Source organism: Shewanella sp. KX20019 (assembly GCF_016757755.1).
Classification (GTDB): Bacteria; Pseudomonadota; Gammaproteobacteria; order Enterobacterales; family Shewanellaceae; genus Shewanella.
The window spans coordinates 2,465,649-2,490,964 of the sequence record NZ_CP068437.1; the positions used below are offsets into that span (position 1 = coordinate 2,465,649).

Below are 25,316 nucleotides of genomic sequence, written 5' to 3' on the forward strand. Positions count from 1 at the left end.
ATATGCTGAGATCTATGTGTCGTTACTTAATGATATTTGCGCTATTCGTGAGTATTTCCCCGCTTGCTACTGCTGCCGAGGTTAATAAGCTGGATGAAAGCTTAGTGGCTGTAGAATCGAGAGCCAATAACTTAAGAAGCCAAGCGATTAAACAGGCCTTTAAGGATGTTGTTCTTAAAAATACCGGTACCGAAACTGCCTTAACACATCCAGATGTTGTTAAGCAGCTGGCTAAGGCTAGTTCACTGATGACTCAATATGGTTATCAGGAGTTAGACGGGGAGCTATTCATCCAAGTAAACTTCGACCACAAACGATTGATTAGTTTACTACGTCAAGCAGGTTTACCTGTTTGGGGCAAGCAACGTCCATTAACATTGATGTGGCTTGTTGAAGATATAGAGAATGAGAGAAGTATCTTAAGTGATGCCTCTTCGTCATCGACTCGAGAAGTGTTTAATACACAGTCGGATAATCGTGGTGTGCCTTTAGTGTTTCCTCTTATGGATCTCGATGATGCTATGCAGGTTGGTGTTAACGATATTCGGGGGCAATTCACTGATAATGTTGCCAATGCCTCGTTAAGGTATCAATTTAACTATTTCATTATGGCGACTATAGCACCGCAAGGGTCTGTATTTCGTTATCAGATGGCACTTTACCCAAGAGAGCGTGCCGATGATGCCAGTCAATTGACTCCTTTAATCAATGCAAATGGTGAAGTTGCCACAGTTGAGAAAGCGGTCACAGCGATAACCGCAGCAGCGAGTGAATATTATGTGAGTCAATATGCCATCGCTGATTCTGGTGAAAAACTGACCACTAAAATTGCATTTACCGATGTTAGCCACATGAAGCAGCTTGTTGAAATCGAGACGTATCTAAATCAATTGAGTGCCATAAAAACGGCAAGTGTTGCTCGTGTAGAGGGCACGACAGTTGAGTTTAATTTAGCGCTTTTTGGTAATGAAGATGATCTGCATCGTTTAATGAAGCTTGATCCGCGGATTGAAGTCATTAAGAGTATTACTGCCGATGATATGGAGTATGCCAGCTTTGAACCAATGGCTAAGGTCGAGAAACAGATACAGATCTACTATTGGAAAGGTCAATAGCTCCCAATTACTAGGTGCCCATGGTAACATGTGCGCCTAAATTGAAATTCTGCGTTGTCGAGATACTGCTGAGTGAAATCAAACTCACCGTTACAATTATCATTACCCGTTCATCTACCGGACGATGAAACCTTTAACAGTTACTATCCTGCTGCTGGCAATGATCAACTCATACAGAGTTTGCAAGCTTGTGCAGAGGGGCTAGCAGAAGGTGCTGTTTTTATCTGGGGTCCAGAAAAATCTGGCCGAACTCACTTAATGCATGCAGCGTGCGCTCACGCAAATGATCTTGGCCGTAGCAGCTTTTATATCCCATTAGGGATCCATGCCAGTATCTCTCCAGCCTTGTTAGAAGGTTTGGAAAAGATTGATTTAGTGTGTATTGATGATGTTAATGCCATCGCTGGTCATCCTGTTTGGGAAGAGGCTATTTTTGATCTTTACAATCGCATCTCCGAACAAAAAACCTGTTCATTGGTATTAAGTGCCAGCGTTTCACCGCAGGATACTGGTTTTTCATTACCCGATCTCATTTCACGAATGCAGTGGGGTTTAAATTATCAGCTGCAACCTATGGCTGATGATGAAAAGTTAGCGGCGCTACAGCGTCGTGCTGCAATGCGCGGTTTACAGCTTTCTGACGATGTGGGCCGTTTTTTACTCAATCGATTAGCCAGAGACTTAAGAACGTTATTTGATGTATTAGACCGCCTAGATAAAGCATCTTTGGTTCATCAACGTAAGTTGACAATTCCTTTTATAAAAGAGATGTTGCGGCTTTAACCGTTGCTTTAAATCGATAATTTAAAATATTAAAAGCCCAGAATTAACTGGGCTTTTTACGTTAAAACTTAATAGGCTCAATTAATCTTCACGTAACGGGTGTCTATTACCGCTTAAGGTTAGCGGCGCTGTAACTTCAACCTGCTGTGATACGCGGTTTATAGCGCTGGGTGTGGTCGGCGAAATCGTTAAGTTTTCTGACCAGCTATCTCCGTGAATCATAAAAATGGGCTGCGGTAGCTTACTTACCAGACCCATGCTATCTAATTCAGGCAGTATTTGCTCAATAACGAATGCGGCGCGTGATTGAAGAGCATTATCACCGATCCTGCCTCTTTGGCCCCAATCAACACTAATGGTATCGGCTGTTGCCACTTCAGGCTTATCAGTCACCGCTACATCTCGTTGTATTTCAAGTCTATGGCTCATCATGGCTTCTTCAAATAACATGGCTGCATCTTCTCTACGGGTTGAATAGCCGTAGTAATCTGAGGCGGTATCGTTTGAGAAAAAGCTCGTTATATCACTCGGGCCGTAGGCCTTTTGGGTCTCATTGGCAGCCTCGCCTCTAAAACTCACATCGGCGAGACTGGTCATTATTTCACTGTTTAACGGGTACATGGCGGATAATTGATCAGAGATGAGCAGTTGCTGACTATCTCTATTTTGATAGTCGTCGAGTAGTGTCGGGCCTTGAAGGCTTGCATGTATGCTGCGAGGAAAAAAATCATTTGCGTGTGCTAGCTCATGGTAGAGCAGGGATGCAAGATCTGGATGCATTTCAGTGGCACTGCGGTTTACTCTAGTACTTCTTGGCGTGACATAGGAGGTATATTGGTTATTTTTGACATAGCGCCATGGCATAAGAAAATTTAATTCACTACCAAAACCACTACGATAATCAGGGGCTTCGTTGATGGTATCTCGCTCTTCAGCGAGTAACCATAAATCGTTTGGATCTAGATAAATGGCACCGGTGACAACCCAATAAAACGATGGTCGTACATCATAGCTGATAACAACCGCGGTGACAGATTGAAGTAACGTTGCAAAGTCACTGTTAGGATCTAAGTTATCAAGAAAATACTCAAAATTTTCCCCCATCCACTGATGGGAAACTAACAGCCTATCTAAAATCTGCTGTTTGCTGTTATTGGGTTGTTGACCAATTAAGGGCAGTTGCGCGATGGTACAGTTTTGGTTCAATTGATTCGAGTATACACAGTTTTTAAGTACTGATTTATAGGGTGAATCACTTTGGTAAGCAAAGGTTTTTGCAATGGGTGTATCGAAATAGGGCGAGGTAATTGCAGCTTCTTTGGTTATCAATAAATGAACCTCATCTGATACTGGCAGTCCATTGATGGTGGCAGTTGCACGTAGCGTCGCAAAGGTATCTTCAGTAACGATTGGGGCGCTAAACAGAGGGTTTTCAGAGGCTGACAGATCAACCGTAAGATCTGGGCCAGCAACAAGGCACCAACTAATATCTTGTGGACTGTTTGAGGTTGGCGTATCTATTCTAAAGCTAACCCCGCTGCCCATGCTAACTTGATGATCGCTGCGGATTGCTAATGGATCCGGCTGGCCTTCCGTTACCTCTATCGTTACGGTTTCTGTAAAGGAATTAGTTGCTCCTATCGCCACTAATTCAAATTGGTAGTGACCAATTGATTTCGGCGTAAAAGCCAACACTGGGCTACGGCTTGACTTTAAAATCAATGTGTCGCCAGATTTTTGTGTCCATTGGAAAGTATAATTTGTGCTATCTACACCATTAATGGTGGCCGCAATGACAGCTGGTTGCAGTGTGTTATAGCTTTCTATATGGAAGAGAAGGCTGGAATTGGTAGACACTTCAACGAGTGATGATTGAGTGTCACATCGGCCGATTAAGTCACTATCGTTATTTTCATTACTCCCTCCACAGGCAGCGAGAAAAAAGATCCCCAGTAACATAAGCTGATTTTTGTTAATCATTAACCGACCTCAATATTATTTTAATTAGCGGTTTATTAGTTGCTTATCCAATATAGCACGCGTGATGTTATCGAAAAAGTGCAGTATTGTTTTGCTTGTGTAATGGCGGTAATAGCATTTTATGTGGAGGGTGGAGCCGTTAAATACGAGCCAAAATGTTATTAATATTGCGGCTTAGCATTAACGTTCGAAGTGAGGTGAATGCGCTTTTTTTAACTTGCTATATATGGGTATTGCAAAGGCTGGTCTAAACCAGCCCTTGAGGATTTGAGTTACTTTTTCTTCTTTTTAAGACCAAGACCCAATTCGCGGCCACGGATCCTGGCATAGAAGGGAAAACCAATTAACAGTGCGCCAATGAGGAGAGACTCTATCAAAGCAAAAATGAAATTAGTGTCAGTAACATAGAGCAGTGTTAAGGCATGCAACATATATAAACAAAGTATAAAACTAGCCCATGCGTAGGTGTATGGTTTACCAGTTAAAATACCTTTAAGAGGCAATAACAAAGGCACTAACCATAATAGGCTAAATAACATTGAATATTCGCCAGACATGCCTTGTTGAATGAACCAACCGCCAAGCATTATAACTAAAATGACATAGCCAGCGCGGCAAAGTGTAAAGAGGGTAGATGACTCCATTTGCGTGCTCGCTTATAAAATGGCTAATACGTTTTCAGGGGGACGACCAATAGCCGCTTTATTATTTGCTAATACGATAGGTCGTTCAATTAGTTTTGGAGTGTCGACCATAGCTTGAATTAGTTGTAGATCTGTTAAGCTTTCATCGCTTAAATTTTGTTGCTTATACTCGTCCTCTTTTACTCGCATCATCTGTCTTGGCGCCACGCCAAGCTTGGCTTTTATGCTGGTGATGTCATCTACCGATAGCGGTGTTTTTAAGTATTCAATGATTTGAATACTACAGCCTTGCGCTTCTAATAAAGCTAAGGTTTGTCTGCTTTTTGAGCATCTAGGGTTGTGGATAATACTTACACTTGTCATAGTCATTTTATTCTTATCTAAAAAATTGCCGATATCATACTGTATTTAGTGACTTGAGTCACAATAAACAGCGCTTACTGCAAGGCTTCCATTGCTCTGTCTGCTTGTCTAAATTGTCTTATTCTGGCTTCAATTCGTGCAAGTTGTAATGGATTATCCTTGGACTGTTTATAGGCAAAATTCAACTGATCGATAGCTGTCTTATAATCGGCGGCTAGCGCTAATGATTCTGCTTTCACATAATGTTCCATTGCCTTATTACCGTTCTTTTTATAAGCCTGATTCAACAATAGGTAGGCTAGCTGGTCTTGCTTATCAAGGAATATCAGCTCTTCAAGCAAGGGGATAGCCTTTTCGGTTTGGCCATCTTCAATGTAAACATTGGCCAAGTTGGTATTGACCACAGTTGAGGTTGGTTTAATTTGTTGCTCTTTGAGCAGCAAAGCTATCGCGCCTTTATAATCACCTTTTTGAGTCAACAAGTCCGTTTTTGTATCTATGAAAAACAGATTGTTAGGTGCGCTTGCAAGCAATTGATCGATTATCAATTCAGATTCGTCGAATTTGTCCATTCTAAATAGTGCCAGTGCTTTGCCGTACTCTGCCGCACTTTTAAAGCTATAACGATTATGTTTTAACTGTTTCTCAAATATCGATAATACAGCAGCTTCGCTGTAGCCGGAAAATCGAACTTGAATTCGTGCCTTCGCCAGCTGAAAGTTCAAGTTGTCTGGAATGTGTCTTAATGGATATTGTTGCGCTCTAATTCTTGCTTCTGAGATCCGCGACTCTGGTAATGGGTGAGTCAACAACATTTGTGGTGGCTTAGTGGTGAATCGGTAGCGCGAGGCAAGCTTACCAAAGAAATCGGCTGCACCATTAGGATCGAAGCCTGCATCAACTAAAATCTGCATGCCGATTCTGTCAGCTTCTTTTTCGTGCAAACGGGTAAAGTTAATTTTTGCTTGTGTTGCTAACGCTTGGGTTGTTGCAAGGGCCGCCATACCCGCTTGAGGCGAGGCTATGGTCAATAATATTGCACCTAACAGCCCGGCAATCGTAGCAGTAGAGCTTTTTTCTTGTGCTTCAAGTGAGCGTGCTAAGTGTCGCTGTGTAACGTGAGTGATTTCGTGGCCAAGAACTGAGGCTAGCTCGCTTTCGGTGTCAGCATTGAGAAATAGGCCTGTGTGTACGCCAACGTGGCCACCAAAAAAGGCAAAAGCATTAATTTCATCGTTACGCAGCAAGAAAAAATAGAACGGCGTTTTCACACCCGTTGCATGCGCTACCAGCTTATTACCCAGTTCCGTTAGATACTGATTAAGCACGGGGTCGTTGAGCATCGGGGCCGATGCCCTGATAACGCGCATATACGCATCTCCATATTCAGTTTCTTTTTCCAAACTGAATGTGTTGACTGCGGCAGTGCCTAAATCAGGCAGATCGTTATTTGCATAGGTAACAGGTGTTGCAGTACCTAATATAAATGCTAACGTGCCTGCAATAACTGATTTTGAAAAAGTTAGTTTACTCAAGCGGATCCTTAATTTGGGCTATGCTTTTCTTGTTGTAAGGCCACAATGCTTGCTTGTGGTTTGCACTGCTTATTAGGATAATAGCCTTAGATTGTTTATAGCAAGTTCATTATGAATATTATTGATTTAACAGCCTTTCGTTGTCCATTGCCATTAGTCAAAGTGAAATTGGCCTTAAAGCAGCTGAAATCGGGACAAAAAGTTAGGGTTCTGTTATCAGACCCTGGGTCTAAGCAAGATGTTCCCCGCTTTTTAAAAAAAGTCGGTTATCATCACGAAATATTTACACTCGATGAGTATATTTTGGCACTTGAGATCACTAAGTAAAGTGACTTTAAACTGTTTTACACCTGTTTAGTGTAAAGCATCATTTTTTAACAGCAGCGGTACAGTAGGTATTTTCTGCTGGATTAGGGAACATAAATGTTAACCATTTTGAGTCGTTGGTATAAAGAGCGTTTTAGCGATCCACAAGCTGTTACTTTAGTACTTATTCTTGTTGGCTTGGCGCTAGCGATTTACTTCGCCGGTGGCTTACTTGCCCCTTTACTCGTCGCGCTAGTACTTGCATTTTTATTGGAGTGGCCAGTGGCTCAAATGGCGCGAATAGGTATTAATCGTACGCCTGCAGCATCCTTGGTATTGATCTTGTTTATTGGCCTAATGTTACTGATCAGTTTTGGTTTAATTCCAAGCCTTTGGCGTCAAGGTGTAAGCCTAATCGGTGATTTGCCTAATATGATTGATAAAGGGTTGCATACCGCGCAGCAGTTTATCAATCAGTATCCACAATTCGTCAATCCGACGCAATTAGATACTATGGTTGGAGAGCTGAAAAAAATGCTTGATACCCAGCATCTATTGGATATTGGTAAACAGTTGTTAGGCTATTCAGCATCTCTGTTAGTACTGATGGTTTATGTTATTTTGGTGCCATTATTAGTCTTTTTCTTCCTCAAAGATAAAGACGAGTTGATCCGTGGCAGTAAACGATTCTTCCCTTCAAACCGTGATTTAGCGCGTAAGGTTTGGAATGAGATGCATCAACAAATTTTTAATTATATTCGCGGTAAAGTGATTGAAATTGTAATTATTGGCGTGGTGAGCTATGCCTTCTTTGCTGTTATGGATCTGAGATATGCAGCATTGTTGGGTGTGTTAACCGGCTTATCAGTGCTTATTCCGTATGTGGGGGCAACGCTAGTGACCCTACCTATCGCTTTGGTGGCTTTTTTCCAATGGGGTATAAGTACCGAATTTGGTTACCTCATGATAGGTTATGGAATAATCCAAGCCTTAGACGGTAATCTGTTGGTACCAATATTGTTTTCTGATGCTGTTGATTTACATCCGGTGTTCATCATTGCTGCTGTGTTGGTGTTTGGTGGATTATGGGGAGTATGGGGCGTCTTCTTTGCTATCCCGCTTGCCTCACTGGTTAAAGCAGTTATCAATGCCTGGCCGGTGCATGAACCACTGTTAACCAGTAATGACGGATCCTCCGAAAAACAAAAGTAACAGTCATCACTTGAGTTTGACGATATAGGGGCTTGATAGCCCCTTTTTGTTAGTCCTGGATTATCAATAGATGGCGAGCTGTCGCCGCCAAAGAGCGGTAAACTATGGTTGTTTGCTTGGCTTTAATGTTCCAATGTTGCCAATAGAGCGGAACTTGCATTCGTTTAGCGGGAAATACTTCAACAAGCTCGCCGCTGTCGAGCAAAGGCTTTGCTTGTAAATGAGCGACCAATCCATAGCCTAACCCCATCTTTATCGCCTCCAAGAAACTTTCTGAAGAGGGGATCTTATGTTCGCGACTACTCCCTTCATTAATATCAAAATAGAAGTTAAGAAACTTATCATGCAGCTTATCTTTGGTCGAAAAGACAACCGCGGGGGCTTGCAGTATTGACTGCGGTTGCTCTATCAAATCATTAAAGAAATGCTCTATAAAATCTGCTGTGGCGACACAAATGTATTCCATATTGCCTAAAAACTCACTACTGCAACCAGCCATAGGCGATTGGCTCGTGGTCACACAGCCTACTGCGTCACCACTTTTTAGTAGGTGATGGGTGTAAGCCTCATCATCGACGACTAACTCCAATAGCCAACTATGTCGCTTGAATACTTCGGTGAGCGCGGGTAAAAACCATGTGGCTAAACTATCAGCATTAACAGCGATACGAACGATGGTAGGCAAAGACGGGTCATCCACATCCATCTCACTGCGAAGCTCGCTTTCAAGTAACTGCACCTGAGCATAATGCCGGAGCAGTCTTTTGCCCATATCGGTGGCGTAAACTGGGGACGCTCGAACGACTAATGCTTGGCCTACTTTATCTTCTAGTTGTTTAATCCGCTGGGATACCGCGGATTGGCTAATAAATAGTAGTTTTGCCGCTTTATCGAAGCCACCTTGCGACACGACAACCGACAGCGCTTTTAGATGGGCGTAATCAAACATAGGCGATCCAAGATGGAGTATAAGTATTGCTAATGATACATAAAAAAAAGTAGTTGTACTTATCTTTGTGCGAAGAATATTCTGCGTTCCAACTCGTCATATTTTTCTCAAGGTAAACCCATGCAAACAGCTTTCATTCAAGGAATGGCAATCGGTGGCAGTCTTATTATGGCTGTCGGCGCACAGAATGCTTTTGTGTTAAAGCAAGGACTGAGACAAGCTCATTCACTGCCTATAGCTGCATTGTGCTCATTGATCGATGCGATAATGATTACTGCAGGAGTGGCAGGGTTGGGGCATCTCATTCTGGCTTTCCCACTCATCAAAGATATCGCCAGTTTTGGTGGAGCCATATTCCTATTCATTTATGGCTATGGGGCATTAAAATCGTCTTTTTCTGAGCAAAAGATGGAAGATGAGCAAGATTTAGCTACAGATAGTCTTAAAAAAGCTGTTATTACGACACTAGCAATCAGCTTTCTGAATCCTCACCTGTATCTTGATACTGTCGTGTTACTTGGTAGCATTAGTGTGCAGTTTGAAGGTACGGCGAAGCAGTGGTTTGGTGCCGGAGCTGTGTTAGCGTCATTTGTATGGTTCTTTAGCTTGAGTATTGGTGCAAGATACTTAAGCCCTGTATTTCAAAAACCTAAGGCTTGGTGTTATCTCGATAGATTCATCTGTTTAACGATGTGGTCTATCGCTCTGGCTTTGCTCTACCCGTATTTTTAGGGCGTAAAAAGTAAAATAGGAGCCACATGGCTCCTATTTTACTGCTTTCGCACATTTATTCTGCTAAATGTGCAAGCACCACCTCATGGTGGTTTTTAGTTTTAAATTTATTGAACACATGAGCTATATTGCCATCTTGTCCAACGAGGAAACTTAAACGGTGGATCCCGTCATATATTTTCCCCATAAATTTTTTCTCGCCCCAAACGCCGAAAGCATCAGCAATGGCGTGGTCTTCATCACTTAAAAGCGAGAAGTTAAGTGATTGCTTGTCTGCAAATTTAGCAAGCTTTGCGACAGGATCTGGACTGAGGCCTAATACAGTGACAGATAAGTCATTGAGCTGTGGTTGGCTATCTCGTAGGCCACAGGCTTGCACTGTACAGCCAGGTGTAGAGGCCCTTGGGTAAAAGTAGACTAACACTGGGCCGGATTTCAACGCATCGCTTAAACTAACCGTTTCGTTATTTTGATTCTGTAAGGTAAACAGGGGCGCTTTATCACCTGCACTTAACGTATTCATATATTTTCCTTTTTAACTTCTGAGCTAGCTATCAATGCCCTGCATATGTTCTAAGGTACACTCTAATGACAGCTCTTTAGCAAGTTGATGAATGCTGACCTCTAGTTTCTCAAGATCCACTTTCTCCGGAACATTAATGGTAAGTGAAATATTTTGAGATGGCTTACCATCATTGTCTTCTTCAGCATGGGACTTTACGGCGCCTAGATCTAAAGAACGATCAGCCAAAAATTGAGTTATCTTTTTCATCGTGCCACGTTGATCATGGCCATTAAAGTTGACTTCTAAGCGGGAAATATAGTTTTGTGTAGTATGTTTTGATGTGCGCTTCATTACGGTCATCAGTTCGAGCTCAACACTTAAACTTGGCAGGGTGGATTCCATCTTCGTGATAGAAGACCATGAACCTGACAACATCATAATTAAGGTAAACTCATTACCAAAAAGTGCCATTCGACTGTCGACAATATCACAGTCACACTCACTTGCGAGTCGAGCAAATTTACTCACAATACCTGGACGGTCGGCCCCCATTGCAGTAACGACCAAGTGATTGGACATTCAGTACCCCATTTATTGTATTAGTTAGACCAAAAAAACAGCATTTTTAGAGTGTGTTTTTTGTGTGGTCAACAATGCTACCACAAGTTAGTTAATTTGCGATCTTTGTCATTGTTGATAGCTAACATATTTAATATGTTTCAAGTTGATAATGAATCTGGCATCAGTTGCGCAGTAGTGCTTGTTTTTAACTGATTCCATCAGTACCATAGCCAGTCCTGAACCCTTGGGGAATACACATGATAAACGGAAGCATCGTAGCCTTAATCACACCAATGAATAGTGATGGCACAGTAGATAATGAAAGTCTTGAAAATTTAGTTGAGTACCATATTGCCCAAGGTACTGATGCAATTGTTGCTGTTGGCACTACAGGTGAGTCGGCCACTCTGCCAGCAAACGAGCATATTAAAGTCGTTGAACAAACCGTTAAGTTTGCAGCGGGGCGTCTTCCTATTATTGGTGGTAATGGCGCAAATGCTACCGCTGAAGCAATAGAGTTGACGAAAGGACTGTCAAAAGTTGGCGTTGCTGCCATGCTAGGCGTGACTCCTTATTACAATAAACCGTCGCCAAAGGGACTGATTGCGCATTATAAAGCGGTTGCACAAAGTACTGATATTCCACAGATTCTTTATAACGTTCCAGGGCGTACAGCCGTAGATATGCTGCCTGAGACTGTTGCTGAGCTATCGAACGTTAGCAACATCATTGGCGTTAAAGAGGCTACTGGCGATTTAACGCGGGTGAGCCGCTTACGTCAATTATGTGGCGATGATTTTCTGCTTTATAGCGGTGACGATGCGACTGCGAGAGAGTTTTTATCTTTAGGTGGTCATGGTGTTATATCCGTTGCAAATAATATCGTCCCTAAAGCGTTCAAAGCGATGTGTGACGCTGCATTAGCAGGTAACACAGCAGAGGCTATTGCAGCCGAAAAATCCATTGAAAGTTTGTTCAGTGCACTGTTTTGCGAAGCCAATCCTATCCCTGTAAAATGGGCTGCTCATAGAATGGGACTTATCAGCAAAGGTGAAATTCGTTTACCTTTAACTGAACTTTCTACCGAGTTTCATGGTCTGTTGCTAGAAGCAATGAAAAATGCCCGAATTGAGGTTTAATAATAAATGCTAAAGCAAGTATCACCATTACTACTGATTGCAGCTGTTACAGCGTGCAGTACACCGATTGACAGAAGGCAAGCAAATGACGTGGATCAACAATATAGCGATCTCGTGTCTGCGCCTCCGTTAGTTATTCCTGAAGGCCTAACTCAACCAACCTACAGCAAGGAATATGATATTCCCAAATTGGGTTCTAAAGTTGATGCCACATTAGTGGGCAGCACATTAGACATTCGTCCTCCGCTACAGGTTCTACCTATGGCAGCGGGTACGCGTGTAGAAGAGGGCGACGACAATATCAAGATTATGGTTGAGTCGATAGACAATGACTCCGACCTAAAGCAAGAAATTTTTGATGTCCTAAAAGAGTATTTTGCCAGTAAGTCTATTCAAATCCTTGTGGAAGACTACGAAGCAGGTACGTTTGAAACTGATTGGATCGAAAGCTCAGAAGTGGTTGAATCAAGCTTGTGGGGTAGTGATAAAGTTTATGTGTTACGTCAACGCTACCTGTACGATGTAGGTATTCGACCACATGGCCGCAGCGGTTATGTGACTATCGATCTTATCGAACATGAAGAATCATATGACGGTGAGCAGCAGCAAATTATGCTCAGTGGCGAAGATAAGCGCCGTTATACCATAGATATTCTTAATGACTCAATAAGCTATATGAGTATTAAACGTTCTCAAGCAATGAAAGCTAAACGTCTTAAACAGAGCTTAGGTATTGACGTTGTTCTTATAGCTGAGCAAGACGAACAAGCATATTGGCTTGCAGATGCTGAGTTTAAGCGTACATGGGATCGTTTACGTATAGTGTTACCAGAAATGGGCTTTGAAATTGTTGATATGGATAGCAACAAAGGGCTGTTATATATCAATGTCGCTGATGATTCAGGTTTTTGGAGTTCATTATGGGGTGAGAAGAAGCTGACACTAGATGAAGGCTCTTACCGTATCGAACTTAAAGACGACACTGAAGATAATAAAACACAGATCCATCTTTTAGGCGCAGACAATGAGCCATTAGATAGCGAAGTTGTTATTGCCGTTTACGAAGGTTTCTCTGGGTTAATGGAAGAAGATCGTAAAGTGCGCTAACACGCTAGAGTGTATAAAAAAGGAGCCCTAGGCTCCTTTTTTTGTGTCCAGAATAAACGGGGTTGCTCTTTATCTCATATCCGCCAAATTATACTCGTGGTTTTTATTAACGGTATATCCTGCCTACTAGAGAAAAATAGAGACTAACGGTTGTAGTAGAGGCCTTTCCCACATAAATGACCGAATAATAGAAAATCTAGGGATTACACGCTACTAGCGTAAGTGTGACCAGAATGTGTTATTTGTAAGAAAAAGTAAAACGTATTGATGCGTGGTCACAGCTAGGTAAACTACCCCTAATTGAATAAAGCAGTATGTTAGGAAATTCATGAAAAAAATAACAATAATTGTACTGATTGCACTAGCTGCAGGTTTTGGGTATCAACATTATCAGCAAGATAAAATGGTTCAGGTTAAAAAAGCGCGGCCTACACCGAATGTTGTCGTTGCTAAAGCATCGATGCAGCCCATTCGTGATGAGGTTGAGGCACTAGGCACCAGTAAAGCCAACGAATCTATTACGGTAACACCTAAAGTGACAGAGGTAGTGACTAAGGTTAACTTTGAAGATGGAGATCTAGTTGAGAAAGGTCGCCTAATTGTACAGTTACAAGATAGTGAGCAACGAGCGCGAGTGACGGTCGCAAAAGTTAAAGTCCAAGATCATCAGCGTGAATTGGACCGAATTAGCTCGCTGGTTACCAGCCAAACGATTGCTGAGCTTGAGCGTGATAGGCTACAAACACTCATCGACACCGCCAAAGCAGAACTAGCGCAGTCGCTATCAGCATTAGCCGACCGCCGTATCACTGCACCTTTTTCGGGAGCGCTTGGCTTACGTCAAGTGAGTGTCGGGGCATTAGTCTCTCCTGGTAACCCTATTACGACATTAGATGATATTTCCGTTATTAAGTTGGACTTTTCTGTTCCTGAACGTTTTTTGCAATCTTTAGCGATTGGCAAAGTCGTTGAAGCTACTGCAGTTGCGTTTGACGGCGAGATGTTTATTGGTGAAGTGATCTCTATTGATAGTCGCATTAACCCAAAGACACGTACTGTCATAGTGCGTGCAGAGATCCCAAATCCTAAGCATCGGCTGCTACCGGGCATGCTGATGAAAGTAAAATTGATTAAGCAAAGCAGGGAAGCATTAATACTGCCCGAATCAGCGATTATACCTATTCAAGATAGGCACTATGTTTACTTAGTAAATGAAGAGGGCGTGGTAGAGCAAAAACAGGTGTCTCTTGGCTTACGAAAACGTGGTTGGGTTGAAATACTGGATGGTGTTGCCTTAGATCAGCAAGTCGTGATCCGCGGTATTTTGAAAGTTCGCCCAGGTGACGCCGTTAAAATAACCTTCAGCGAAAACTTTAGCTTTCGACAGCAAGCTAGTGTGGAGCCAGTGGCATGATCTTAACTGACATTTCGGTTAAGCGGCCGGTCTTCGCTTCGGTTATCAGTATTCTGTTAATCATCTTCGGTTTAGTGGCATTTGAAAAGCTGCCACTACGAGAATACCCCAACATCGATCCTCCCGTTGTTTCTATTCAGACTAACTACCGCGGCGCGAGTGCTGCGGTTGTTGAAAGCCGAATTACTCAGCTTATTGAAGATAGAATTAGTGGTGTTGAAGGGATTAAACACATTAGTTCATCAAGCAGTGACGGTCGCTCTCGTGTCACCTTAGAGTTTGATGTTGGTAGAGACATTGAAGCTGCTGCAAATGATGTTAGAGACCGAGTCTCGGGGCTGTTAAATAACCTTCCTGAAGAAGCAGAACCGCCAGAAGTACAAAAAGCCAATGGTGGTGATGAAGTTATTATGTGGCTCAATTTGGTCTCAGATCAAATGAATACATTGCAACTCACCGATTATGCCAGACGTTACCTAGTCGACCGTTTTTCTGTCATTGATGGCGTGGCCAATATGCGTTTAGGCGGTGGTAAAGTCTATGCAATGCGAGTCTGGATCGATAGACAAGCGTTAGCCGCAAGAAACTTAACCGTTGCAGATATTGAATCAGCATTGAGATCGGAAAACGTTGAATTACCTGCTGGTAGCGTAGAGTCAAAAGAGCGTCATTTTACAGTAAGGCTAGAAAGAAGTTATCGAACCTCTGATGACTTTGCTAATTTGGTACTTGCCGAGGGTGATGACGGTTACTTGATCAAGCTAGGTGATGTGGCAAAGGTCGAGATCGGTTCTGAAGAGGAGCGTATTACCTTCAGAGGCAACCGTGAAGCGATGATTGGTCTTGGCGTGTCTAAGCAATCGACTGCCAACACCTTAGATGTTGCACGGGCAGCTAATGCGTTAGTTGATCAAATTAACCCGACGTTACCCGCTGGCATGGAGATAAAACGCTCCTATGACAGTTCGGTATTTATCGAAGCATCAGTAAAAGAGGTTTACCAAACACTGTTTATCGCTATGACGTTGGTTATTGCGGTGATCTACCTGTTCTTAGGCAGTGTTCGTGCCATGCTCATTCCAGCCCTAACGGTACCCGTGTCGTTAATGGCGACATTTATTGTGCTGTATGCATTGGGCTACACCATTAACTTGCTTACTCTATTGGCGATGATCCTCGCGATCGGCATGGTGGTTGATGACGCGATTGTGGTACTTGAAAATATCCATAGGCGAATAGAAGAGGGTGATACACCGCTTAAAGCGGCATATCTGGGCGCTCGTGAAGTGGCATTTGCGGTTGTAGCCACGACTTTAGTATTGGTGGCGGTGTTTATGCCCATTACCTTCCTAGAAGGCGATTTGGGTAAGCTATTTAAAGAGTTTGCAGTTGCCATGAGTGCCGCTGTCATTTTCTCTAGCATAGTGGCGCTGACGTTAAGTCCAATGATGTGCTCTAAAGTGCTCAAGCCTGCAGGTCAATCATCTTGGTTGGTAAGGCAAATAGATAATGGCATGAACAAGCTATCGGCGGGGTATCGAGCGTGGCTTAGAAAGGCGATGTTGCATCCGTTTATCGTGTCGTCCTTTATTCTGGTTGCCTTAGTGAGTAGTGCTTACCTTGCAACTGAAGTTCCGCAAGAGTTTGCACCTAGAGAGGATCGAGGATCGATGTTCCTTATCGTCAATGGGCCTCAGGGGGCGAGCTTTGAATACATTGAATCTTATATGGATGAGATTGAAAACCGCTTGATGCCACTGGTCGACTCCGGTGAGATAAAGCGGTTATTGATCAGAGCGCCTCGTGGCTTTGGCCGTAGCGCTAACTTTTCTAACGGTATGGCGATCATCGTTTTAGAAGATTGGGCCGTAAGACGCAGCGCCTTCGATATTATCGGTGACATTCGCGGACGTTTATCTGACTTAGCAGGCGTGCGGGCCTTCCCTGTAATGCGCCAAGCATTTGGCCGCGGTGTGGGTAAACCGGTACAGTTTGTGCTGGGCGGGCCAAGCTATGATGAACTCGCTCGCTGGCGCGATATTATTATCGAAAAAGCGAAAGAGAACCCTAACCTTGTTGGGGTTGATCATGATTATAAAGAGACCAAGCCGCAACTTCGGGTAGTGATTGATAAAGATAGAGCCGCTGATCTTGGTGTGTCCATTTCACATATCGGTCGTACACTGGAGTCGATGTTAGGTTCAAGGCTGGTGACTACCTTTATGCGTGATGGCGAAGAGTATGACGTTATTATTGAAGGTAATCGTGACAATCAAAACACGGCAGAAGATCTGGAAAATATCTACGTACGTTCAGAACGTTCCCAAGCGCTTATTCCGTTGTCCAACCTCGTTAGCGTTGAAGAGTTCGCCGATGCGAGTCAACTCAATCGGTATAACCGCATGCGAGCCATCACCATTGAAGCTAACTTAGCCGATGGTTATAGTTTGGGAGAAGCGCTTGAGTATTTGAATGATCTTACTCATGAATATCTACCCGCTGAAGCCATCGTCAGTTATAAGGGTCAGTCACTAGATTACCAAGATTCTGGTAACTCGATGTACTTTGTCTTTATCTTAGCGTTAGGAATAGTGTTCTTAGTGTTAGCGGCGCAGTTCGAAAGCTTTGTTCACCCAGTGGTGATAATGCTGACCGTTCCGCTAGCGACACTCGGTGCGTTAATCGGCTTATGGGTGACCGATCAAAGCCTCAATATCTATAGTCAAATAGGCATTATCATGTTGGTCGGTTTAGCGGCAAAGAACGGGATCTTAATTGTTGAATTTGCTAACCAACTTCGTGATAAAGGCGTTGAGTTTCAAAACGCAATTATCCAAGCCTCTAGCCAACGTTTACGCCCTATCTTAATGACAGGGATCACCACTGCTGCTGGTGCTATACCTTTGGTAATGGCTGAAGGTGCTGGCGCCGAAACCCGTTTTGTTATTGGCGTGGTGGTGTTATCAGGCATTAGTTTAGCGACTTTCTTTACGCTATTTGTTATTCCTGTCGCTTATTCATTACTAGCTAAAAATTCAGGCTCGCCAGAGATGGTTGCCCAACAACTTGAAAAAGAGTTGGCGGAGTAAGTGATTTAACTGAATATAAAAATGGATAACAAAAAAGGCGCTATAAGCGCCTTTTTTATTGTTTGAATTTAGCTGAGCTATAACCAAAAGTGGAGGCCAAATTTACTGCGGCTTATCACCTTTATCATCTTGCTCTTTTGGTTCATTCTGACCGGTTGAATCTGTTGATTTAGGTTTTTTATGATCTTTACCAAACTGCGGCATCTTGTATTTAGCACTGTACTTGAGCACGGCTAAATTACTGGCGATAACACCAATCACCAATAAAATAAGTAAGCCAACTTCTAAATCAGACATCTTGTCACCTTCTAGTTAATCAACCGCTAAACGAGATTCACAGATACGAATATCTTCAGGTGTATCAACTTCAGGCGAGTCAAAAGCGCTAATGGCAACTTTGATTCTGTATCCATGTTCAAGGGCGCGCAATTGCTCTAGCTTTTCTAAGTCTTCTAATCGACCGAGTGGCAGCTTGGCAAACGTATGCACGAACTTACGTGTGTAAGCGTACACGCCTAAGTGTTTATACACTGGATAATCGTCGGTATCGCGGCCAAAAGGAATGCGCGCGCGTGAGAAATACAATGCATTAAACTCATTGTCGAATACCAGTTTTACATGTTTCGGATCGTTGAGCTCTTCCTCTTCGGTAATTTGAAAACCGAGAGTTGCCATTCCGAACTCACCTGGGTGACGTTCAAAAAGACTAATTATTTGTTCGATAGAGATAGGATCGATCAGCGGCTGGTCGCCTTGTAAATTAACGACTAAATCATCTTCTGCAAGACCTAACTGCGTAATCGCATCTTCAATGCGGTCGGTGCCAGAAGCGGCCTCTATACTTGTCATGATAACCTTACCACCGAAACCTTCGACAGCATCTTTAATGCGTTCGTCATCGGTTGCGACGTAGATATCTTTAAGCCCTTTTGCTAACGATGCACGCTCGTAAACATGCTGGATCATTGGTTTTCCGTTAATTGGCGCCAGTGGCTTGCCAGGAAAACGACTTGAGCCGTATCGAGCAGGGATCAACAAGGTTACATTCATTCAATTTACCTAATAATAAAATTAATGGGCTTCTGTTTAGAAGCCCATTTAGCCTCCAAAAGAGGGATTAGATACGACGGAATAACTTAGTCAGCATTTCGTCTGTTACTTTCTCTTCCCAGCCTGCGCCATAAACATTGTCCCAAAGTGGCCCCATGCTCTTAGTGACCGCAACCATTTTCGCAATAGTTTCATCTGGCAAGTCTTTACAGATATTCTTAGGTAGGACGATGTTATGTGTATCCATCATCTTACGGAACTCTATTACGCCTTCAGGATAGAACTCTTCAAGTACGTCGAATGCTAAGCAGTTACCGATACCATGATGATAACCCAGTACATAGCCTAACCCGTAAGAAACCGCATGACATGCGCCTACCTGGCTATAAGCAATGCTCATTCCACCCATGTAAGATGCCATCATTAGCTTGTCATCTTTCTCTTCATGGTTGTCAATAAACACTTCACGACAAAGATCCATCGACTTTTCAGCGAATGCTTTAGCGAATTCGTTTAAGTAGGTACCTTCCAATGACTCAACACAGTGGATATAGCAATCCATACCGGTGTAGAACCACTGATCTGTTGGTACGCCGGCAATGAGTTCAGAGTCCATGATGATCTGATCAAATACTGTGTAGTCAGAGTTTAGGCCAAGTTTACGCACGGGTCCGCAGAGTACTGCTGTACGAGATGCTTCAGCACCAGTACCCGATACTGTTGGAATACCAATATGATGAATAGCTGGATTTTTTATTAAATCCCATCCTTGATATGCAGCACTGCCGCCTTCATTGGTTAGCATTAACGCAACCGCTTTAGCTAAATCAAGGGTAGAACCGCCACCAAGACCGATAACGCTAACCGGAAGCTTAGTGTTAAATGCTTGTACTTGCTCAGTAAGTGCATCGACTTGAACCGTTGTAGGCTCATCATCTACATTAACGTAGATAAGCAGATCGTGTGCTTTTGCCGGTACACGGCCACTTAGAGGCTTATCTTGATGTACATCGTCGACTAAAAAGACCACGAAATCGTCTTCATTTTTGCGCTCTTCAGCGAGAACAGTATCTAGCTGTACAAAAGATCCGCGACCAAAAATCATTTTTGGTACACATTTGAAATTTTTAAAACTCATTACAACATTCTCCGTTGAGATTATTACTGTAAAAAGTGCAGTCGGATTATAATAATCAATCCGACGGCGAATTAAATTCTATTTAAGCGAATGCGCGCTTAATGTTCGCAATACGCTGGCTTATCTCTTCTTCAGTCCAAGAAAGCTTGATCAACATAGAGATAGTACGACTCATGATTGCGTCAGATTTAGGCATTGACACTTTAGTATAATCAGGTCGATCTTCGATTAATGTGATCGGCAGAGCGGCAGGGGACTTAAGCTCTTGGATATGCTTCCAATTGTTTAGGTAATGCCAGTTATTGATATACCAGTAGAAACAACCATCAACGCCATTTTCAGCCAGTTTCTTGTTAATCTCGATAGTACGGGCTTCCGTTGGCATAAAGAAGGTTAAGAAACCTGCTGAATCGCCTTCTGGATCTGGTAGTTCACGGAAAGTAACTTCTGTGATATCGGCCATCGCATCTTTGATGACTTTCTTATTGGTACGTTGAATATCAACGATTTTATCCAGCTTACGCAGTTGCGCTAAGCCCATCGCTGAGTTCATTTCTGAGATACGGAAGTTCAAACCCATCATAGGGTGACCTTCAGCGCCGCGATCGTTACCTACATGGTCGTGACCATGGTCAGAGAACATGTGCGCGTTGTTGTATATGGTTTCGTTATTAGTGATTACTGCTCCGCCTTCACCACAGGTGATGGTTTTAACAGAATCAAAAGAGTAGCAACCTACATCACCGATGGTACCAAGAGCCTGACCTTTATAGCTGGCGCCGATTGCTTGGCAAGCATCTTCAAGAATAATCAGGTTATGCTTAGCACAAACGGCTTTAATCTCATCCATCTTGCCCATAGAACCACACATCTGAACAAGGTTAATTGCCTTAGTCTTAGGTGTGATAACGGCTTCAATGCCTTCAGGAGATAGACACAATGTTTCATCGATCTCTGCAAAAATAGGAACTGCACCGGCCATGAAAACAGCTTCAACTGAAGCGACAAAAGTGAATGGCGGTACAATGACTTCGTCGCCGGCACCAATACCCGCAGCTGCCATCGCAGTTTGTAGAGCGGCAGTACCGCTTGATACTAGGTGAGCATGCTTTGCGTTCATTTTCTCGCAAAGTAGGGCTTCCATCTCACGAGTCTTCCAACGATCATTGCGCATATGATCGAAGTTATAACGGAATGTAAAACCATTATCCATTACATCTGCAACTTCCTGCTTCTCTTCAGGACCAAATAATTCAAAACCAGGCATGGAAATTTCCTTAGAATTCACTGCGCTCATAAGCGCTAAAAATAACTAATGGATTATAACTGTGATATGGGGGTAACTGCGAGATTTCTTAGCAATTATCTACTGATTAATGCTAATTACAGCCAATTATGACGGATTTATGGCTTATCAATGTGGATGTTTTGTTTGTAAGAGTTACCGCCGCGGCTTTAAGCTTGACTGAGAATCAGCTCTGATAGGCTAAAAACCATAAATAGAGCATCGTTGTCTATTGTGAGCTGGCTGTGTAAAGAAAATAAAAAAGGCTATCAGCCCGGAGAGCTGATAGCCTGTATTTGATAAAAAATACCTTAGTCTTTATTGAGTTCGCTATCTTGGTTTATCGTAACATCGAGATCCGACAGTAGCCCATTCTCGACACTATAGATCCAACCATGAATCGCCACTTCTTGGCCTCTATGCCATGCTTCCTGGACTATCGTGGTGCTGCGAACGTTATCGACTTGCTCCATCACGTTGAGCTCACATAGTCTGTCAAAACGTTCAGTTGCATCCATCTCTGATAAAGTCTCTTTATGCAGACGGTGAATATCACGAATATGACCTAACCAATTATCAATTAGTCCAAGTCTTTCTGTGCCCATCGCGGCTTTAACACCACCGCAACCATAATGTCCAACCACCATGATATGTTTTACTTTTAACACATCGACGGCATATTGAAGTACCGAAAGACAGTTTAGATCGGTATGAATAACCATGTTGGCTATATTACGATGTACAAACACTTCGCCAGGCATTAAATCAATGATTTGATTAGACGGGACTCTACTGTCAGAGCAACCAATCCACAAATATTCGGGATTTTGCTGTTTAGCTAATTGTTCAAAAAATTTGGGGTCTTCTTCGAGAATGCGCTCAGCCCAGCGTTTGTTATTGTCAAAAAGTGGTTTAAGTAATTTCATTCTGCTCTTATTTTCAGTCAGTTAACTAGAATGTTTATGCAAGCCAAGCATACCATCTATTGATAGTCTTGCTGGTCTATTCAGTCATTGTTGTTTGTGTTCTACCATTTGTAAAATAGTAGAACACAAAGCTTAACTGGTTGTTAAATAATGTTGCGTCACGGTAATTATTATCGTGATTGCCTCATTAAGCACTAATTTGTTGCTGTAAGAAACTCAATGAGATGCTGATTTACGAACTCTGGCTGCTCTAAAGTGGAGATATGACCCGCATCAGGAATATGAACAAATTTGCTGCCATCAATGGCATCGTGCATCAAATAACTCTCCAAAACAGAACGGGCTTTATCTTGCACACCGGCCATTATCAAACAAGGTAAAGTCAAATTTTCGACCTCTTCTAACGTATCTCGGCGTCCAAAAATCATCTTACCCAAACGATATAGACTGTCTATTTGCTCATTGCTTATATGGGCTAATGCTAAGTCAAACTGCTCAACAAGTAGGGGGGTTGCCTTGTCTGCAAAAAACAGCGGGATAATGGCTGCCCGCAGTGCTGGAGATATTGCTTGTTCATGCTTTATGACATCAAGCATGGCGTAGTACTTGTCGCGGGTGATCTCGGGTTCGAAGCCGATAAAACTATTGAGCATGACTAAACGTTTAACCCGAGCTGGTGCAAGTAGCGCAAGTTCAGCTCCCCACATAGCGCCAACAGATAAGCCAATAATAGAAAATTCACTAACCTCTAAAGCATCCATTAGAGTGAGCATTTGCGCTGATATGTCGCGTAAATTACGGGTTTTCGATGGCATTGCAGTTGATAAACCATGACCCCATAGGTCAGGTACAATACAGCGGTATTGTTGGCTTAAAAGTTCAATCTGCGGCGCCCACATATGCGCGTCCCACAGGTAACTGTGACCAAATAAAAGCACTGGTCCTTGGCCGATATCAATATAGCTAATGGTTTGTTCATCGATGCTGTATTGCTGTCTATGGCTGGCAAAATCTAGATTTTTCACGGATTATTCTCTGTCAATTGTGACGTTATTTGTTATTAATACTGATAGATGACTATAACGGGGTTGGCGCAACCCGAAAAACATATTCTTGTGCTAACTCTTTGAGTCTTAATAAAACCTGCTCTTTATGTAATACCGCTGATCCTTGAAGGATTTCAGATAATGTATCGACATCGAATGCATCAAGATAATGTTTAGATACAGGGTAATAACTCAAATGCCACGGTTCTGCGCTTACGCCACTAAGCCCCTGTTGGAAAGGAAAATAAAAGCCAAAGCGTTGCGCATTTTTAGCTAACCATAAACTAAGCTCATAGCAGGGGCCGTCTACTTGATATTCCGGCGGAATAAGCTGTAAGTCGCGCTTTGATATTTTGTTGCTATCAAAAATATCGATATCAGTTCCCCAATGGTGTCTTGAGGTTCCTGGCAGTGCTGACCAAAGCAATATAAGTTCTACAATCTGCACTGCAGTTTTGCCATTGATGCCTACTGGCTGTGAGTCTTTGTTTAGTAGAGCTCTAGTACCGCTCGCCTTAGCATTCCAAATTAACTGTTGCCTTTCAAAGTCTCGAAAAGCAGAACATATTTCTATAGCGATATTTTCTTGAGCAGCAGCCACGCGCATCTTTTCAAATGCTGTGGCAGTTTGTTGCTCAAGAAAGTAACTGCTGTACTCAACTAAATGAGCACCGCTGAGTCCGTATAGATGGGGAGCCGCTATTGGCACAGCAGATTTTCCAGAATTGCTTCATAGCACTGAGCCAGTTGCTCAAGATCAGCAACTTTTACGCATTCGTTTACTTTGTGAATGGTTGCATTTACCGGGCCTAGTTCCAGCACCTGCGCGCCGGTTGGTGCGATAAAACGGCCATCTGACGTTCCACCAGAGGTCTGAGGATCAGTGTTTAGCCCGGTCACTTTCTTAATTGCATCGCGCGTGGCATCAAGCAATGGTCCATCACCTGTTAAAAAGGGGAGGCCATTGAATATCCAATTGATATCATAATCTAATCCGTGCGCATCGAGTATGTTAAGCACTCGGCCTATTAATATTTCAGCAGTAACTTCGGTAGAGTATCTAAAATTAAACATCACCTCTAACGTGCCTGGAATGACGTTTGATGCGCCAGTGCCACCATTAATATTCGCTATTTGAAAACTGGTTGGTGGGAAGAACTCATTACCGTTGTCCCACTTCATGCGGGCTAATTCATCAAGCGCAGGAGCTGCTTTGTGAATAGGGTTATCTGCAAGGTGAGGGTAGGCAACATGGCCCTGGATCCCATTGACGGTAAGATTACCGGTTAAGCTTCCACGTCGGCCATTCTTAACGATATCACCCAGTTTATGGGTCGATGATGGTTCACCGACTAACGACCAAGTAATTTTTTCATTACGCGCTTCTAATGTGTCAATTACGCGAGTGGTGCCATTGATAAATGGTCCCTCTTCATCACTGGTTATTAGAAAGGCGATAGAGCCTTTATGATCTGGATAATTTTTAACAAAGTTCTCCGTCGCGACGACCATAGCAGCAAGTGAGCCTTTCATGTCGGCTGCGCCGCGGCCATGCAAGTAGTCGTCAATGACGACTGGCTCAAATGGGGGAGTGTGCCAACGATTAAGGTCTCCAACAGGGACGACATCTGTGTGGCCAGCAAAGCAGAATACCGGGTTTTGTGTGCCTCTTCTTGCCCACATGTTTGTAGTGTCTTCGAACACCATATCTTCAATGTTAAAGCCTGCATCGGCAAGGCGTTCAGCCATCAAGGCTTGGCAACCTTCATCAAGTGGTGTGACCGATGGGCGAGATATTAAGTCTTTAGCCAATGCAAGGACTAGCGAATCTTGAGACTGGCTCATAGATTGAACCACGCTTTGTATTCTGCTTCTTTAAAACCGACATTAACTTTACCGCCGCCCACGAGCACTGGACGCTTTATTAACGTTGGGTAAAGCACCATTAGTGCAATTGCTTTCTTTTCGTTGATATCATTCTTTTCTGCATCAGTTAAATTTCTAAAGCTGGTGCTACGTTTATTAAATAGTGCTTCCCATCCCACGACTGCTACCCACTCCTCGACTTGCTCTACAGTCAGCCCATGTTCGCGAAAATTATGAAAATCAACGCTAAGATTATTTTGTTCGAGCCATTTACGGGCTTTACGCACTGTGTCGCAGTTCTTAATGCCGAAAAGTGTCAAAACGGGTGCTCCATTATCTGTTTTATTAGTGATTCGCATTGTGGCATTGGTTTAATAAAGCCTCAAGGACGAAATAGTTCAGTTTAGTATTATTGAGTTTTATTCAACTGATTGGCTGCTGAATGTGAATAACCTTGTTAGGTTGTTACGTAAAAGCAACAAGAGCCTGCTGTTTTTCATTCGTTTTTTGATAGATTAAAACGGCAATTGAAGTCTTAGCAACCAAATTTAAGCAGTGTTTTCTTAATGTA

Annotated in this window: 25 protein-coding genes; 9 read left to right on the top strand and 16 right to left on the bottom strand. The window is 42.9% G+C overall.

Annotated elements, in window-relative coordinates:
* The first annotated feature begins 2 nt into the window (after window positions 1–2).
* On the top strand, window positions 3–1,115 hold the full coding sequence (locus JK628_RS10795; protein WP_202289466.1) for a DUF2066 domain-containing protein: 1,113 nt from the start codon (window positions 3–5) through the stop codon (window positions 1,113–1,115).
* 72 nt (window positions 1,116–1,187) lie between these two features.
* Entirely contained in the window at window positions 1,188–1,898 is a 711-nt protein-coding gene (gene hda / locus JK628_RS10800; protein ID WP_202289467.1) for a DnaA inactivator Hda, read from the top strand.
* A gap of 81 nt (window positions 1,899–1,979) precedes the next feature.
* Here the strand turns inward: hda and JK628_RS10805 are convergent, their stop codons facing one another.
* The 4 genes from JK628_RS10805 to JK628_RS10820 all read right to left on the bottom strand — a co-directional run bounded on the left by JK628_RS10805 (window position 1,980) and on the right by JK628_RS10820 (window position 6,420).
* Window positions 1,980–3,878: a hypothetical protein gene (locus JK628_RS10805; protein ID WP_202289468.1), complete on the bottom strand. Its 1,899-nt coding sequence runs from the start codon at window positions 3,876–3,878 to the stop codon at window positions 1,980–1,982.
* Window positions 3,879–4,150: 272 nt separating this feature from the next.
* Complete coding sequence (locus JK628_RS10810) at window positions 4,151–4,522, bottom strand: DUF2069 domain-containing protein (RefSeq protein WP_202289469.1); 372 nt, start codon at window positions 4,520–4,522, stop codon at window positions 4,151–4,153.
* A 12-nt stretch (window positions 4,523–4,534) separates the two neighbouring features.
* The gene (arsC, locus tag JK628_RS10815; RefSeq protein WP_202289783.1) at window positions 4,535–4,885 is read right to left on the bottom strand and encodes an arsenate reductase (glutaredoxin); all 351 of its coding nucleotides are present in this window, start codon (window positions 4,883–4,885) and stop codon (window positions 4,535–4,537) included.
* Between the two features lie 74 nt (window positions 4,886–4,959).
* The gene (locus tag JK628_RS10820) at window positions 4,960–6,420 is read right to left on the bottom strand and encodes a M48 family metalloprotease (RefSeq protein WP_202289470.1); all 1,461 of its coding nucleotides are present in this window, start codon (window positions 6,418–6,420) and stop codon (window positions 4,960–4,962) included.
* Window positions 6,421–6,531: 111 nt separating this feature from the next.
* On the opposite strand from JK628_RS10820, the gene JK628_RS10825 reads away from it, so the two are divergent.
* Window positions 6,532–6,747, top strand: a complete 216-nt coding sequence (locus JK628_RS10825; protein ID WP_202289471.1) for a sulfurtransferase TusA family protein — start codon at window positions 6,532–6,534, stop codon at window positions 6,745–6,747.
* A gap of 96 nt (window positions 6,748–6,843) precedes the next feature.
* Window positions 6,844–7,938, top strand: coding sequence for an AI-2E family transporter (locus JK628_RS10830; protein ID WP_202289472.1), 1,095 nt, complete (start codon window positions 6,844–6,846; stop codon window positions 7,936–7,938).
* A gap of 49 nt (window positions 7,939–7,987) precedes the next feature.
* On the opposite strand, the gene JK628_RS10835 is transcribed toward JK628_RS10830, so the two are convergent.
* Window positions 7,988–8,887: a LysR family transcriptional regulator ArgP gene (locus JK628_RS10835; protein WP_202289473.1), complete on the bottom strand. Its 900-nt coding sequence runs from the start codon at window positions 8,885–8,887 to the stop codon at window positions 7,988–7,990.
* A 120-nt stretch (window positions 8,888–9,007) separates the two neighbouring features.
* Between JK628_RS10835 and JK628_RS10840 the strand changes: the two genes are divergently transcribed.
* Window positions 9,008–9,619 carry a LysE/ArgO family amino acid transporter gene (locus JK628_RS10840; RefSeq protein ID WP_202289474.1) on the top strand — a complete coding sequence of 204 codons (612 nt, stop codon included), beginning with the start codon at window positions 9,008–9,010 and terminating at the stop codon, window positions 9,617–9,619.
* 55 nt (window positions 9,620–9,674) lie between these two features.
* On the opposite strand, the gene bcp is transcribed toward JK628_RS10840, so the two are convergent.
* Together bcp and JK628_RS10850 are read right to left on the bottom strand one after the other, a co-directional pair.
* A complete protein-coding gene (bcp, locus tag JK628_RS10845; protein WP_202289475.1) occupies window positions 9,675–10,142 on the bottom strand; it encodes a thioredoxin-dependent thiol peroxidase in 468 nt (155 codons plus the stop codon).
* A gap of 24 nt (window positions 10,143–10,166) precedes the next feature.
* Window positions 10,167–10,703 carry a glycine cleavage system protein R gene (locus JK628_RS10850; protein WP_202289476.1) on the bottom strand — a complete coding sequence of 179 codons (537 nt, stop codon included), beginning with the start codon at window positions 10,701–10,703 and terminating at the stop codon, window positions 10,167–10,169.
* A gap of 239 nt (window positions 10,704–10,942) precedes the next feature.
* Here JK628_RS10850 and dapA point away from each other — a divergent pair, with 239 nt between their 5' ends.
* The 4 genes from dapA (at window position 10,943) to JK628_RS10870 (ending at window position 17,434) form a co-directional block, all read left to right on the top strand.
* Window positions 10,943–11,824 (top strand): 4-hydroxy-tetrahydrodipicolinate synthase, encoded by an 882-nt coding sequence (gene dapA, locus JK628_RS10855; protein ID WP_202289477.1) that lies wholly within the window; start codon window positions 10,943–10,945, stop codon window positions 11,822–11,824.
* A 6-nt stretch (window positions 11,825–11,830) separates the two neighbouring features.
* The gene (bamC, locus tag JK628_RS10860) at window positions 11,831–12,931 is read left to right on the top strand and encodes an outer membrane protein assembly factor BamC (RefSeq protein WP_202289478.1); all 1,101 of its coding nucleotides are present in this window, start codon (window positions 11,831–11,833) and stop codon (window positions 12,929–12,931) included.
* 328 nt (window positions 12,932–13,259) lie between these two features.
* Window positions 13,260–14,345 (top strand): efflux RND transporter periplasmic adaptor subunit, encoded by a 1,086-nt coding sequence (locus JK628_RS10865; RefSeq protein WP_202289479.1) that lies wholly within the window; start codon window positions 13,260–13,262, stop codon window positions 14,343–14,345.
* On the top strand, window positions 14,342–17,434 hold the full coding sequence (locus JK628_RS10870) for an efflux RND transporter permease subunit (RefSeq protein WP_202289480.1): 3,093 nt from the start codon (window positions 14,342–14,344) through the stop codon (window positions 17,432–17,434). Before JK628_RS10865 ends, JK628_RS10870 begins: the two co-directional genes overlap by 4 nt.
* 102 nt (window positions 17,435–17,536) lie before the next feature.
* Here JK628_RS10870 and JK628_RS10875 read toward each other — a convergent pair whose 3' ends face one another.
* The 9 genes from JK628_RS10875 to JK628_RS10915 form a co-directional block, all read right to left on the bottom strand.
* Window positions 17,537–17,731, bottom strand: coding sequence for a DUF2897 family protein (locus JK628_RS10875; protein ID WP_202289481.1), 195 nt, complete (start codon window positions 17,729–17,731; stop codon window positions 17,537–17,539).
* A 15-nt stretch (window positions 17,732–17,746) separates the two neighbouring features.
* Window positions 17,747–18,484, bottom strand: coding sequence for a 3-deoxy-manno-octulosonate cytidylyltransferase (kdsB, locus tag JK628_RS10880; RefSeq protein ID WP_202289482.1), 738 nt, complete (start codon window positions 18,482–18,484; stop codon window positions 17,747–17,749).
* 67 nt (window positions 18,485–18,551) lie between these two features.
* Window positions 18,552–19,622, bottom strand: coding sequence for a 3-deoxy-alpha-D-manno-octulosonate 8-oxidase KdnB (gene kdnB / locus JK628_RS10885; protein ID WP_202289483.1), 1,071 nt, complete (start codon window positions 19,620–19,622; stop codon window positions 18,552–18,554).
* An 82-nt stretch (window positions 19,623–19,704) separates the two neighbouring features.
* Window positions 19,705–20,889, bottom strand: coding sequence for an 8-amino-3,8-dideoxy-alpha-D-manno-octulosonate transaminase KdnA (gene kdnA / locus JK628_RS10890; protein WP_202289484.1), 1,185 nt, complete (start codon window positions 20,887–20,889; stop codon window positions 19,705–19,707).
* Between the two features lie 329 nt (window positions 20,890–21,218).
* Window positions 21,219–21,833: a carbonate dehydratase gene (gene can / locus JK628_RS10895; RefSeq protein WP_202289485.1), complete on the bottom strand. Its 615-nt coding sequence runs from the start codon at window positions 21,831–21,833 to the stop codon at window positions 21,219–21,221.
* 194 nt (window positions 21,834–22,027) lie between these two features.
* A complete protein-coding gene (locus tag JK628_RS10900) occupies window positions 22,028–22,858 on the bottom strand; it encodes an alpha/beta fold hydrolase (RefSeq protein ID WP_202289486.1) in 831 nt (276 codons plus the stop codon).
* A gap of 52 nt (window positions 22,859–22,910) precedes the next feature.
* Window positions 22,911–23,588, bottom strand: coding sequence for a M15 family metallopeptidase (locus JK628_RS10905; RefSeq protein WP_202289487.1), 678 nt, complete (start codon window positions 23,586–23,588; stop codon window positions 22,911–22,913).
* Window positions 23,579–24,724: a succinyl-diaminopimelate desuccinylase gene (dapE, locus tag JK628_RS10910; protein ID WP_202289488.1), complete on the bottom strand. Its 1,146-nt coding sequence runs from the start codon at window positions 24,722–24,724 to the stop codon at window positions 23,579–23,581. Before dapE ends, JK628_RS10905 begins: the two co-directional genes overlap by 10 nt.
* Window positions 24,721–25,065 (bottom strand): arsenate reductase, encoded by a 345-nt coding sequence (locus tag JK628_RS10915; protein ID WP_202289489.1) that lies wholly within the window; start codon window positions 25,063–25,065, stop codon window positions 24,721–24,723. The genes dapE and JK628_RS10915 overlap by 4 nt, the downstream gene beginning before the upstream one ends.
* Window positions 25,066–25,316 lie beyond the last annotated feature (251 nt).